The organism is Bosea vestrisii, from assembly GCF_030144325.1.
In the GTDB taxonomy this organism is placed as follows: domain Bacteria; phylum Pseudomonadota; class Alphaproteobacteria; order Rhizobiales; family Beijerinckiaceae; genus Allobosea; species Allobosea vestrisii_A.
On the sequence record NZ_CP126307.1, the window covers coordinates 3,829,841 to 3,842,053 of the forward strand.

At 60.8% G+C, this 12,213-nt stretch carries 12 protein-coding genes; 3 read left to right on the top strand and 9 right to left on the bottom strand.

Going from position 1 to position 12,213, the window contains the following annotated elements:
• The first annotated feature begins 305 nt into the window (after positions 1-305).
• The 3 genes from QO058_RS18900 to QO058_RS18910 all read left to right on the top strand — a co-directional run bounded on the left by QO058_RS18900 (position 306) and on the right by QO058_RS18910 (position 2,125).
• The gene (locus QO058_RS18900) at positions 306-800 is read left to right on the top strand and encodes a hypothetical protein (RefSeq protein WP_284167809.1); all 495 of its coding nucleotides are present in this window, start codon (positions 306-308) and stop codon (positions 798-800) included.
• A gap of 11 nt (positions 801-811) precedes the next feature.
• On the top strand, positions 812-1,603 hold the full coding sequence (gene ppk2, locus QO058_RS18905) for a polyphosphate kinase 2 (RefSeq protein ID WP_284167810.1): 792 nt from the start codon (positions 812-814) through the stop codon (positions 1,601-1,603).
• 201 nt (positions 1,604-1,804) lie between these two features.
• Positions 1,805-2,125, top strand: a complete 321-nt coding sequence (locus QO058_RS18910) for a hypothetical protein (RefSeq protein ID WP_284167811.1) — start codon at positions 1,805-1,807, stop codon at positions 2,123-2,125.
• A 429-nt stretch (positions 2,126-2,554) separates the two neighbouring features.
• Here QO058_RS18910 and QO058_RS18915 read toward each other — a convergent pair whose 3' ends face one another.
• The 9 genes from QO058_RS18915 to QO058_RS18955 form a co-directional block, all read right to left on the bottom strand.
• Entirely contained in the window at positions 2,555-3,181 is a 627-nt protein-coding gene (locus QO058_RS18915) for a tyrosine-type recombinase/integrase (protein WP_284167812.1), read from the bottom strand.
• Positions 3,182-3,330: 149 nt separating this feature from the next.
• Positions 3,331-5,202 (bottom strand): S1C family serine protease, encoded by a 1,872-nt coding sequence (locus QO058_RS18920; protein ID WP_284167813.1) that lies wholly within the window; start codon positions 5,200-5,202, stop codon positions 3,331-3,333.
• 56 nt (positions 5,203-5,258) lie between these two features.
• Positions 5,259-5,882, bottom strand: a complete 624-nt coding sequence (hxsA, locus tag QO058_RS18925) for a His-Xaa-Ser repeat protein HxsA (protein ID WP_284167814.1) — start codon at positions 5,880-5,882, stop codon at positions 5,259-5,261.
• Entirely contained in the window at positions 5,879-6,985 is a 1,107-nt protein-coding gene (gene hxsC / locus QO058_RS18930) for a His-Xaa-Ser system radical SAM maturase HxsC (RefSeq protein ID WP_284167815.1), read from the bottom strand. Before hxsC ends, hxsA begins: the two co-directional genes overlap by 4 nt.
• Positions 6,982-7,626 carry a hypothetical protein gene (locus QO058_RS18935; protein WP_284167816.1) on the bottom strand — a complete coding sequence of 215 codons (645 nt, stop codon included), beginning with the start codon at positions 7,624-7,626 and terminating at the stop codon, positions 6,982-6,984. Before QO058_RS18935 ends, hxsC begins: the two co-directional genes overlap by 4 nt.
• A 23-nt stretch (positions 7,627-7,649) precedes the next feature.
• The gene (locus QO058_RS18940; RefSeq protein WP_284167817.1) at positions 7,650-8,390 is read right to left on the bottom strand and encodes a radical SAM protein; all 741 of its coding nucleotides are present in this window, start codon (positions 8,388-8,390) and stop codon (positions 7,650-7,652) included.
• Positions 8,387-8,572, bottom strand: coding sequence for a hypothetical protein (locus QO058_RS18945; RefSeq protein ID WP_284167818.1), 186 nt, complete (start codon positions 8,570-8,572; stop codon positions 8,387-8,389). Before QO058_RS18945 ends, QO058_RS18940 begins: the two co-directional genes overlap by 4 nt.
• 405 nt (positions 8,573-8,977) lie before the next feature.
• A complete protein-coding gene (locus tag QO058_RS18950; RefSeq protein WP_284167819.1) occupies positions 8,978-9,976 on the bottom strand; it encodes an HNH endonuclease family protein in 999 nt (332 codons plus the stop codon).
• Between the two features lies 1 nt (position 9,977).
• On the bottom strand, positions 9,978-12,176 hold the full coding sequence (locus tag QO058_RS18955) for an AAA family ATPase (protein ID WP_284167820.1): 2,199 nt from the start codon (positions 12,174-12,176) through the stop codon (positions 9,978-9,980).
• Positions 12,177-12,213 lie beyond the last annotated feature (37 nt).

Consider the following 12,213-nt stretch of genomic DNA (forward strand, 5'->3'; position numbering starts at 1 on the left):
GACGCGGCCAAGGGAATCGCGTTTCGCAAGCCAAAGAACATATTCGCTCCGGCAATAATCATCTCAGGGTCGCGACTGACAACGCCGAACTCGACCTGCCGAATATTATCTAGTGAGAATGCAGGAGAACGTCGAAAAATATCCTTATCCTGCACAACCGACGTCGGTGTGAGTACGATCAAGGCGCATGTGTCGCTATCCAACGATGGGATGCTCAGGCGCTACTTCGACGAAATGGACGTGACTGGAACTCCGTATAATCGTTGCGGCCGATAAAGCCCGAAAATCTAAACAGGGAGAGTAAAATGTCATCAGCATCTACCACGGGACCCGACAAGGCGAATGTCCTGAGCGACGAGACCTTTATGTCCGCCGATGATCTCAAGACTTATATGACTGAGATGCAGATGGCCAATGCCTCTAAATCAGTCGGCGTTATGGGAAAGGCTGAGGAGGCTCGAAAGAAGCTGATCAAGACGCTCGAAGAAAAAGTGGAGGTGACACCCGAAAAGATCGCCGAAGTCAAAAATAGAATTGCGCGCATGACGCGCGAGGCGGAGGGGCGCGGCCAAACAGAAGTAATGGTGATGCGGTTTCCAAACTCACTTTGCACAGACAAGGGGCGTGCGATCAATAATTCTGACGCCGACTGGCCAGAAACGCTTACAGGTAGGCCGCGGCAGGCTTATGAATTTTGGAAAGATCACTTGCAGCCCGCCAAGTACAAGCTTCGGGCGTTGATCATCGATTGGCCAGGTGGTCTTCCCGGCGACGTTGCCTTCTTCGTGAGCTGGTCGTGAAGGAGCGCACAATGACCGATGAGAAAGCTACGCGCCTCAAGAAAAAGGTCTATGAGCGCAAGCTTAAGAAGCTACACATAGAGCTCGTGAAGCTCCAGGAATGGACCAAGGAAACCGGGGCGAAGATCTGCATCGTTTTCGAAGGCCGTGACGGGGCTGGCAAGGGTGGAACAATCAAAGCGATCACCGAACGCGTCAGTCCGCGAACATTTCGGGTCGTCGCGTTAACGGCGCCTACGGAGCGAGAAAAGTCGCAAATGTACGTGCAGCGGTACCTGCCTCACCTCCCGGGCGCGGGCGAGATCGTGATCTTCGATCGGAGTTGGTACAATCGGGCTGGCGTCGAGCGAGTGATGGGCTTCTGCACCGACGATCAAGTACAGAGCTTCCTCAGGGGGGTCCCTGGGGTCGAAAAAGCCATCGTCGATTCCGGGGTCATTCTTCTGAAATATTGGCTTGAGGTCAGCCCTGAAGAGCAGACGCGGCGGATCGAGGGGCGCATGACCGATGAGCGCAAGCTCTGGAAACTCTCGCCGATGGATCTAAAATCATACAGCCGATGGTTTGACTATTCGCGGGCTCGCGACGAGATGTTCGCCGCTAGCGACACGGAGTGGGCGCCGTGGTTTGCGATTCGATCCGACGATAAGCAGCAGACCAGGCTGAATATCATTTCTCACATCTTGGAATCAATTCCATACAAGCCCGTCAAGCGACAGAAGATTGAATTGCCGAAGCGTCAAAAGCCCCACGGTTACGAAGAGCCGAACTTTGCGCGTCATTGGATAGCGGACGCGGTTTGAGCTTGGTATGGCCGAGCAGTAGCGGGCAGGCGCGCAAGTTGCCTGTCCGCTTTGTAAACAAGCGCAACCTTTGTTCGTCGCAGTCAATGCAGTGCAGACGGTACGAGAACCGAACTTGCAAAGCATGATATTAGAGCGGTGACACCGATTATCGCAGAATTTTGCCCTCGTAGGGAGGCATTCTTGGCACGAGAACTTGCGATGGCCATGCTCGCCTTGTTGGCGATCGCAGTCGAAGCGGCAGCGCAGGAATTGCCGAACGCACAGTCGCCCAGGACTGGCTACCAGATCGGAGTTGCGAGTCAGGCGGCCTCCCTATGCCGCGACGTCCAACTGGCCGACGATGCATTGGTAGCGGAAGTCAATCGCGAAGCCATGTCTAACAGCTTGGTATTGCGTGCCATGACCATGGGAAATGCCGACTTTAAGAAGGAGTTTCTCTCCGCCTACAACAAAGGTCGAGAGCAATTAGTCTGCAGTAAATATTTGCGGCGTTTTCCTACGCTTTTGACGCGGCGCTAGCCAGCTGACCCCAAAGTGGGCATAGTGTACACAACATTGCAGAGTGGGGAGGGGAAGACCCGCCATGCGGCATTACTGAGGAAGCTGGCCGTGGCACGTTGGCGGTCATCGAGCCGGATCTTGCTTGCGCCGTCGCCGGCATGTTTTTTAGGGTTTGGGCTGCAGAGCTCCTCGGGCTAGCCGGACCTGACTTTGATCCCGTCCGGGCGAGCCTCGGCGCCTTACGCCCGTCCAACCTACGGCGCGATTTTGGGCTTCGGCGGTAACGCGCTGATCGCTAGTTTTTATGCGCATGATCGCCCTAAGCTCTGGGTCTACGTTCAGTGGGAGCGGCTGCTTTTGGAAGTGATCTCAACGTCCGGAACCGACCCAATTGCGCCGTTGGCCGAATGGAGAAAATGGCACGGCGGGTGCCCGCCGTGCCCAGTGTCATAGGTCCGTTTGCTCCGAAAGGAGAAGCGCATCGTCAACCTCGATGCCGAGGTAGCGCACGGTGCTCTCCAGCTTTGTATGGCCGAGAAGGAGCTGACAGGCGCGCAGATTGCCGGTGCGCTTATAGATCAGCGCGACCTTCGTTCGGCGGAGACTGTGAGTTCCATAGAGCGCGGGATCCAATCCGATTAGAGCCACCCAGGTGTCGAGGAGACGGCCGTACTGGCGCGTTGTGATGTGATCGCCATGCCGGCTACGGCTCGGGAAGAGCCAACCCTCTTCACGAGGGCCTCTCTTTTTCAACCACGCCGTGAGTGCCTCGCGGGCGGAGTCGGTTAGTTCAAACGGCACTGGCCGCCCCGTCTTCTGTTGAACGATCGCCGTTCGTAGGCGAACGGTGCCTCCGAGGACGACATCGCCAACGCGAAGACGAACCAGATCGCATCCCCGTAGCTTGCTGTCGATCGCGAGATTGAACATGGCGAGATCACGTACGCGCCCCTCGTGCTGTAGTCGGGTGCGTATCGCCCAGATATGCTTTGGCTTCAGAGGTGGTTTCGGTCCGAAAATGCGCCCGAGGTTCCACGCCTGATGAGGCAGTTGGTTCTGCGCTTGGATATCCATGGCAGATCCCCCTCTTGGGATGCCGCATCCGGGATGATTCTATCAAATGTTGCGGGACGTAGCGCTCGCCTCGCACCACTTCCGGACATTGGGCCTTTGCCTGAAAGCAGACCTTCTGAAATCGCCGTGCCGCGATCGAGGCCTCGGCTTCAGCGAGCGTTGCAGCTTACCTGAACGCTTATGCTCCCGGCCTCGTCAGCCAGATCCGGAGGCGATAGTTTTGCGCCTTTCGGGATGGGATCGACACTAACTCCGTTGCTTTGGAGGAAGGCGATCAACCCCGTAGCGCGGATGGCGAAATTCACGTTTTGAGGCACATCGCCAGACGCTACGAGCGTTTTGAGCGCATTCAGCTTTGAGGTGACGACGCCGACCACGTTACCTTGCTCGTCGAGCAATGGCCCGCCGCTATTGCCCGGTTGGACCGGCGCTGAGATCTGGATGTAGCGGGTATCGTCACCGATCCCCGCCAAGGCAGTGATGTTGCCCAGAGTGAAGTTGCCGCTGGTAGCCAGAACCTGCGTGAGCGGGAAGCCAAAGGCGGCGACGGTCTCGCCCAGACGCGCGGTCATCCGGATCGAGGACGTCTTCTCGCTCCGATGTTCCGAGACCAGCAGGGCCAAGTCGTTGATCGGGTCGCGGGCGACGATCCTCGCGCTCGCCTCCGGAAGAGACCGCCCGCGGACCTTTGCGTCGAGGCAGCTTTCGACAACATGCGCATTCGTGACGAGCTGCCCCGAGCTACCGACGAAGAAGCCGGTCCCAGACGAGGTCCGCGCCACCTGCGGCGGCTGAGGGGATGATGGAGCGAGCGGGGCCGAGGGACTCGGAAGGGCTGCTACCTGCGTCGAGGCAGACGCGCTGCCGGATCCACGCGGGATGTAGCGCTCGTCTTCCAGATGCTTCCTCAAAGCCGTCGGGAAATCCACCGTGATCTCTCGCCCGGGTGGGCACGCATCCTTGACCTTCTCGACGGTACATTCGGTCAGCGGCCAATCGGAGCCGCGATCGTAGAGCGGCAGCATCCGGCTCCATGCGTCGTCGAACTCGCCGACGACGGCTTTGGTCGCGACCCATGCCGACAGGAAGCCGTTCGACCGCCACATCTCCGGGCTCTTCGCTGCCCAGTGCTCCATTTTATACAGGCTTTGTCGCATGTACCGTTGCGACGAGGGCGCAAGCGTAATGTCGACCACCCTCGTACCGCTCAGCCGCGATACCCTCGTCGGCGCGATCGAGGCTGCATAGTAGGTGTACCGATAAAGAAATGTGTTGTCGCTGTGGATGAGTTCGGCGACCCCGTCGCCATCGACATCCTCGAAGGAGTAGCCGACGTCCCCATCGGCAGTCTTGCCGGAAACAGCCTGCCAGGAGCCGTTCTGCGGTACGATGAACTTCGTGACGGTGCAGCAATGCGCGCCGCCCCAGAAGGACGAGAACATCAGCTGGTGGTCGTCCGATGCGGGGTCGAGGCGGAGCGCCACCAGCTTGGCATTCGGGAAGGAAGCGGTCGCCTCGTCCAGCTCGAACTTGAGCGGCTGTCGGCTGGGCTGCGAGACGGTCAAACCGGCGATGTTGCTTCCATCGACCTTGCGACTGGCGACAACGAACCGAGCCTCTCCGAGTGGGGCTGACAGGGGGCGCTTGCCGTCATACTCCAGCTGGAAATCGAACTTGGGTGACGTCGGGGCCCACACCTCACGCACATAGCCGTCGCCGCGGCTGAATAGCATATCGCTCGGTGCGTTGCCCTCCCGAACCAGTTGTTCCTTACGGGCCTTTGCATTCGCCACCCTCTCGGGCCCGGCGACGACGGCGAACCAACCATTCGTCGCCTGCACGACGCGCACGGTGGGCAGCAGGTAGCGGTAGGCCCTGGCGACGCCGATGGCCTCGTCCTCCGCCTGACGACTGGCCAAGGCAATCCATCGATAATCGCCCTTCTGGGAGAAACTCGATTGCTGTGCCAGGCACGGACCACCGACCCCGAACACAACCGCCAAAACCATCGCGAAACGCATCGAACCACTCACCCGCACAGCCCCGACCAAACTATCCACCCCGCGTAACCGCTGCTTTAATCAGCCCTGATCCTCAACGCGTCCAGGGTTTGCGGGGTAATGGTGCCCGTCGGCTTCAGGCCGTAATCGGTCTGCAGCCGGGTCAGCGCATCGCGCGTGTCCTGGCTCACGGTGCCGTTGATCGGCCCGCTGTAATATCCGAACGCCAGCATCGCCATCTGAACCTGCTTGACGATGGCTGTGAACCTGTCGGTGTTCCCCGGCAAGATCACGGGGTTGCCAGGGGCCGGCGAGCCACTCGCGGGCCTGCCGGCGCCACCGCCGACGGACGGCGCGGAACCGGCATCCGGCGATCGAACGGATGGGGACGGGACGGCCGACGAAGCCGGGGGCGTATACAGCGGCGCCGAGTAGGAGGGAGACGGGGACGAATAGCTCGGCGACCTGTAATAGCTCCCGCCCGACGACGATCGATGCGAGCTATGACTGCGATGGGAGCTATGGCTCCGGTGCCGCGCCAGGATGTATTTGTGCGGAAGCCTGAATACGTCGAACAACGACTTGTCAGAATCCGGCCTTGCGGCGCCGGAGACCCCATCGGATAACGACGCCGCGTCGGTCTTCAGCGGCATGAGGCCTGCCGCTAGCAGCGACGGGATGGCGAACAGCCTACGCTTCATAGCAACCCAAACCTCGTGAAGCCGCGATCATCGGTGTGCCACTCGAAGAGTCCGCTACATTCCGCCTTCTCCGCGCAGCCATCGCAAGCCGCGGGATAGCGACGCTTCCAATCCGAGATCGTTGGAGGCGCGAGCTGCCGGTAGTCACTCGGAACCGTGCAGCGGGGGAAATTATAGAGCCAGACGTCCAGGCCGCGGCTTCGCGCGAGGTCGATCGCCTCACCGACGGGCTCGAACCGCTGGGAGTGGTCGTAGAACAGCTCGGCCCAATTGAGCCGACCGTACCCAATGTTTTCGAGCTGCATGATCGCCCAGCTCGTAGCGAACGGAACGTGCGAAGCGACGAAGCGTGCCAGCGCGGGCAACGCCTCGACATTCCGGGTCATCAGCACGGTCCGGAGCTCAAGCGTAGCTCCCGATCTCGCCAGGATTGCCAGCCCTTCAGCGAGTTTGTGGAAGGCACCGACCTTTCCCACGATTCCATCGTGGACCTCGCTGTCGCTCGAATAGAGCGGGACGCCCCAGGTCACGCGATCGCGGGGCAGCCGCCACAAGGCACTCACATCATCGACATCGAAATGCTGCGCGTTCGTCAGGACATGGAAGCTGAGGTCCGGCCGCTGTCCCAGCACTCGTTCAAGAAAAGGGAGCAGTTGACCTTTGAAGAGCGTCGGCTCGCCACCAGAGACGCCTAGAACGGCACCCTTTGGCGCGAGCAGAGCGGCGGCCTCGAAATACGGGAACATGTCGACATGACCCCGCTTCGGCGGCTGCGAGCACATCACACAGAGCTGGTCGCAGCGCTCCGTGATGAGGAACGTGTTGTGGGCCGACCCTGCGCGAACCAGGCGATGAGCGATACCACGCGCCGGGTTCACGAAGACCACGTCTCCGTCGACATCGTCGGCATCGACGCTTTTGAGCTCAAGCTCGATCGAGGCGGAGCGATAAACCAGCCTCCCCGATCCGACGAACTCAAGATCGACATCGAACGGGGTTCGTCCCTGCGTCCGTTCCAGCTCGAAAGCGCGGCCTTCGGAATTGAGGCGCGCGATAAATGGACCGGCGCTTGGGGTGCTCGCGGCGATCTGAAGGGGGATCATGATAGCTTGGGCGCCAGATGCGCACCCCAGTTCGCGATGCCTGACCACTGAGCCAGGGAATGATCGGCGGCCGCATCACCCCGGTACATCAGTTCGAAGACATGATCGAAAACACTTGTGTGCCGTCTGCAGAACCAGGTGCTGCTTCGCGCATGATCGCTGCGACCGTACCGCGAGAGGTCATCGATCAGGTCCGATCCGCAATAGGGCTGGAAGGCACAGTGAATGCAGTCGGGATCGAAGCTGTTGAGCGACGCCGCATTCAGGATGTCCCGTTTCTCCGCCGCGATGCCGGTGAAGACGTCCCCGATGGACAGGTCGATGCGACCGATCCGGGACAGCATCCTCGCCTCGTCCGTCGGGTACAGTTTTCCATCGTGGTCGATGACCACGTAATCAGAGCCGAAGAAATTGGGATTCCTTAAATCGACGTGATCGTCGGCGCCCGGACGCAGCGCGCGTCGCAGACACTGGGAGAAATAGTATTCCTCCAGCCCGGCGCCTGTTCGGTAGTTGAGGTCGACAAGGTGCTCCACGAATTCGCGGTGGAGCGTGTTCCATCGCTCGATATCGGCGTCGACGGACCGAGCGCGCCGCGCGAAGCCCTGGTGATTGATCGGCCGCAGATAGATCGAGCGCATGCCGCGAGAGCTGTAGGCTTCGATCAGCTCATCGAAGTCAGGGGATCGTCGATGTCGATCGTGGGCAGTGCCGAAACCTTGTCGGCTCCCAGCCGCTCCAGTGCCTGATCCAGGTTGCTTAGGAACCCTTCGGTGGCCGAAGCTGACTGCGTTCGCTGCCGGGTATGGGTGGCGAGAGCGCCATCGAGGGAAGTGCTCACGAAAGTGTCCGGGGCGTCGAGGAAGGACCATTCCTCGGATCCCAGCCTTTGGAGGTTGGTGCAGACCACGAACTTGGACGACGTGAACCGCCGGCGACAGAACGAACGTACCTCTTCGAGCAAATCCAGGCGCAGCAGTGGTTCACCGCCCTGGAACTCGATCTTGACGTCACTCGTCGTCAATCCATCGAGATAGCGCAGCACGGCCTCGGTCGTGTCCTCGCTCCAATCGTAACCGCGAGCGTTTTCGGCCGCGCGAGAGACCTGACAGTACGTGCAGGTCAGGTTGCACCTGAGCGTCGGCACCAGGATCACATAGCCAAATTCGGTTCGGATGGCTTGCCGTTGGCTCCAGCGGTACGCGAAGCTCGTGTGAGCTAAATCACCGGCCTCTTCGAAACCGTGGCCGCCGAGGTGAAGGAAAGCCTTGTCCCGTGCCGTCAACCCGCCCGAAACGTACCGATCCAAGAAGGTGGCGTCAGCGCGGAAAAACCCTCCGGCGTCGTCGCTGAAGAGATAGCCGTCCGCCGCCCCTCCTCGAAATCTTAGCGGCCAAATCTTCATCGCAGCACGACGCGCAAAAGCGCCTGGCGCATCGAGAGAGTCTCGGCATAGATTTTCTCGCGATACAGGGTATGCAGAAAATCAGCCCGCAGTTCAGGATCTGCAGCTTGCTCGCCTTCGAGGTCGACGCCCGCTTCACCTGAGACGACACGGATGCCGGCATGTCGGCTCTCGAAGCGCACGATCGCTGAGTCCAGATAACCGTGGAAGGACGCCGGGATCGAGATATGGCAAGTCATGGCGATCGGCCGGCTGAAGGTGAGAGGCTAGACTACCTTTGCGTGTGGCCGCGCGCCTTGCAATAGCTCGAAAGTCGCGGCGGTTTTTTTGCAAGAGGGTTTCGAGCGATCGCCTCGATCCCGCATTCAACAGACACAGGGTGAGAAACGACCGCTCCACGCCCGCCGTTGCGGTGAAGCGATTGAAAACAATGAGATAGTCGAAAGCGCCACTTCCGGACATTTGCACCCTGCCTGGAACCGGAAATTCCTAGCGAAGCGAACTGCAGCAACTTTCCGCGCCTCTCCGCATTGGGTCTTGCAAGCGGGCGCGAGGCGATCGTGGCATTCGGGATCGCTTCGCAATCCTTAAGGCTGCGACGCGACGCGATCTCGAAAATCGCGTAGATAAGCCCTGGCGACAGAGGAATGGGGCGCGTCGGGCTCGGCGAGCGATTGCATCTGATCGAGGATACGAACCTGCAAACGATCGAGACGGTCCGTCGCGTCGGCCAATTGCGGTTGCGGTGCGGCCGCATTCAGCGATGCGATATTCCGGGAGACCTCCCCGACCTCCAAAAAAACGCCTTCCAGGAAACGAAGGTGCGTCAATAGGCGCGCCCGCTCCTGGACGAGACGCAGTCGGTTCAGACCATAGACCTGGATCGATACCGCGCCGCGAACGCTGACCGCCCTAGCCTCTGCATCCACCGCCACCGCGACCTTGTCGGCGTCGGCCAAAGGCAAGTCCGGAGCGACGGGTGGAGCCCCGAGCTTGGGCAGGGGATAGACGACGCCGGATGCGCGATCGTCTCCGAGCCAGAACGCCAAATGGTCCTCAGGATCGTCGCGCGTCGGATCCAGCAACAGGGCTCCTTCGGCGAGGACGTCGTCCGTCTCGCGGCCCGCGCGCATTCCAGCGACGGGGAAGGCGTCCTGCTTCCCGGTCTGCATCGCCTGTTGCATCACCGTGAGACCGGTCGAGACCACGGGCACGCTCTGCTTGCGTCTGCGGTTACAGTCCAGGCAACTCGGCAGAAGATTGGCCCAGTCGGCCGCCAGCCACCAATATCCGGGATGCAAGGCATCCCCTTCGACACGTCCCTTCGGCCGGTAATGCTCAACGTCGACGGGAGCCTGCGAGGCGTAGAGGGACTCGCAGTAGGCACACTTGCCGTGAAAGAGCTCCTCCAGCCGCTTCTTGACACTATCGGCCTTATATACGGCGAAAGGGAAGGCTTTCCGATTTACGCTCGCGGGAAGCACTTGCGCCATGTGCGCGCGTACGCGTTCCAACTCGGTGCTGCCCCGAGTGCGCACGGAGAGCCCGGCAGGCGGCGGCTTGCTTCCTCTGGAGACCTTACGCAAGTCAGTATGCCTCCAATGCCTTGAGAATGCGCTCGCGCGTCTCGTTCTTGAGGCCCTCGAACTGGACGCTCCGCAATCCCCTGCGCCGTTTGACGTGTTCGAACACCGCTTCCTCGACCAGGCGCTGCACCTCGGACGACCCGAGCGGGAGCGCGGCGAGAACATCGTCTCGTAGGCTCCGCAGCACGCTCCTTTCCAATTCGGTGAGTGGAATGGGCCCGGCCTCTTTCGCGATCAGGTCGCCGAGGGTCGCGAGCTTGAGCTCCGTGGCGGGCGCATCCGTACTAAACATTGAAAAGAAATCGGATGTCAGCAGCTGCTCGATCGTTAAGTCCTCGACATTGGGCAGCGCGGAGATCGTTTCGACGAACACGGGGAAGGCGTCGGGACCTTCTTCATCCGACTTCAGCGCCCGATTGAAGACAATCACCTCCTGGTCGTGCATGCCTCGGAGACAGAGTGGATCATGGGTGGTGGCCATGATGACGGCCTTAGGAAAGACCCTCCTGAGAGCCGCCATGATCTGCATCTTCCAACGCGGGTGGAGGTGAGCTTCCACTTCGTCGATCAGGATGACCGGCTCCAGCTCGCCGAAGCTTCTTCGGCCGTAGGTCGGTTGCAGTGCGATTAGACCGGCAAGAACGTCGCAGACCATGGCCAGCACGGAGCGAAAGCCGGACGATACCACCCTCAGCGGCGTCCTTACGTATCGCGCATCCGATCCCTCGCCGACTTTGGTCGCGATGAGGCATCGGCGGTTGGCCCCGTCCCGCTGAACGATCTCGTATTCGCCCTCGATCATCAAGATGCGTTGGAGCGCGCGCGCCACCATGGCGAACTCGTCATCGGGAAGGCCGAGTAGCCATTCCTCCGGGTTTGCGAGCAAGGCGTCCGACTTGAACAGCGTGGTCACGTGCCCTTTCGGGGGCTTTCGCGGCGAACGGCTCGCATATTGCCTGAACGCCCCGTAGGCGAAGACGGGCGGCAGGTTGTCGGTGACACCCCCCTCGACGAGCTCGTCGCCGATCGTCAGCGTCAGCTCCGACCCTCCGCCGAAGTTCAGGGTCACGGTCGCGAACGGCGGCGGGTTCTGTCCCTCCGATCCCATCAGGGAAGGATCGAGGACGAAGTTCCTCGGGGAGCGGACGAGGCCGAGACGGACTTTTGCGTCCATGAGCGCCATCGCGATGGCTTCCAGGATCGAGCTTTTTCCGGCCGCGTTCTCTCCCAGGATCAGCAGCGCCGAGGCTTCCGCATCGCGTCCCGTCGTCGCGTCCGCGGCGACGGCGGGCGGCAGGTGGAGTCGCACGTCCTGCAGTGCCTTGAAATTTCTTACCTCGACGCCGACGAGGCGCCTCGTCTCGCCCTTTCCCACGGGGCGATCGACGGTCGGTCGTTCGACGGGGCGCCGAACGTCCTCCAAGGCGGCCTGGAATGAGTCGCGCCCGATCTGCGTATTCCAGATGCCGGCGATCGTGGCGCCTACACGGTCGGGATGATAGCGCACGTCGCGATCCGCGCGTCGCTCGATCGCCTTGAGGATGCGGCGCAACAGGAGGCTCCATCCGCCGCCGTATTCCAAGGAACCGAAGTCGAAGACGTTCGGCGACACTCCTCGCTCAAGCTCGTCGAGCAGGACCCCAACGTAGGACTCGAAAGCGGCCGCACGTGATTTCACGAGCTCCGGCCGGTCAAGATCGAACACGGCGATCGTCTGGGCGCCCATCTTCGAGAACGCTTGGATCTCGCCGGAAAGGCTAAAGCTGAGGTGACTGGCGAAATTGCGATCCCCGCACGGATCAAGGAGTTTCTTGCGGTCCTGGTGACCGAACCGCCAAAGTCCATAGTTCTCGTTGGCGAACGCCTCCAGATGATCGGTGCTCGGCAGTGGCCCGCGATCAAGCTTCTCGGTCGGAAACTGGTTGCCGGCCGCCATGGCGCAGCCGCTGCACACCGCATATGCGTTACCCCAGTCGGTTCGAAGCCAGGCGTAATAGAGGTGGGCGAACTTTGAGCGTGCCAAAGGCTCCGCTTCCTGGGCCGGACGGAACGGACGCGCGTTAAGATGTCCCTGGGCTTCGCAGTATGCGCATTTGCCCTTGAACAGTTTGTGCAACGCCGAGACTGTTTCCTCCTGCGCGAGGTCGAACCGGCGCGGCGGAGGGGTCGTTTGTGAGACCCTCTCCGTGGTTTCGTACATGTACCTGAGTAAATCGAACCTCTCGGCTTTCGCCGCC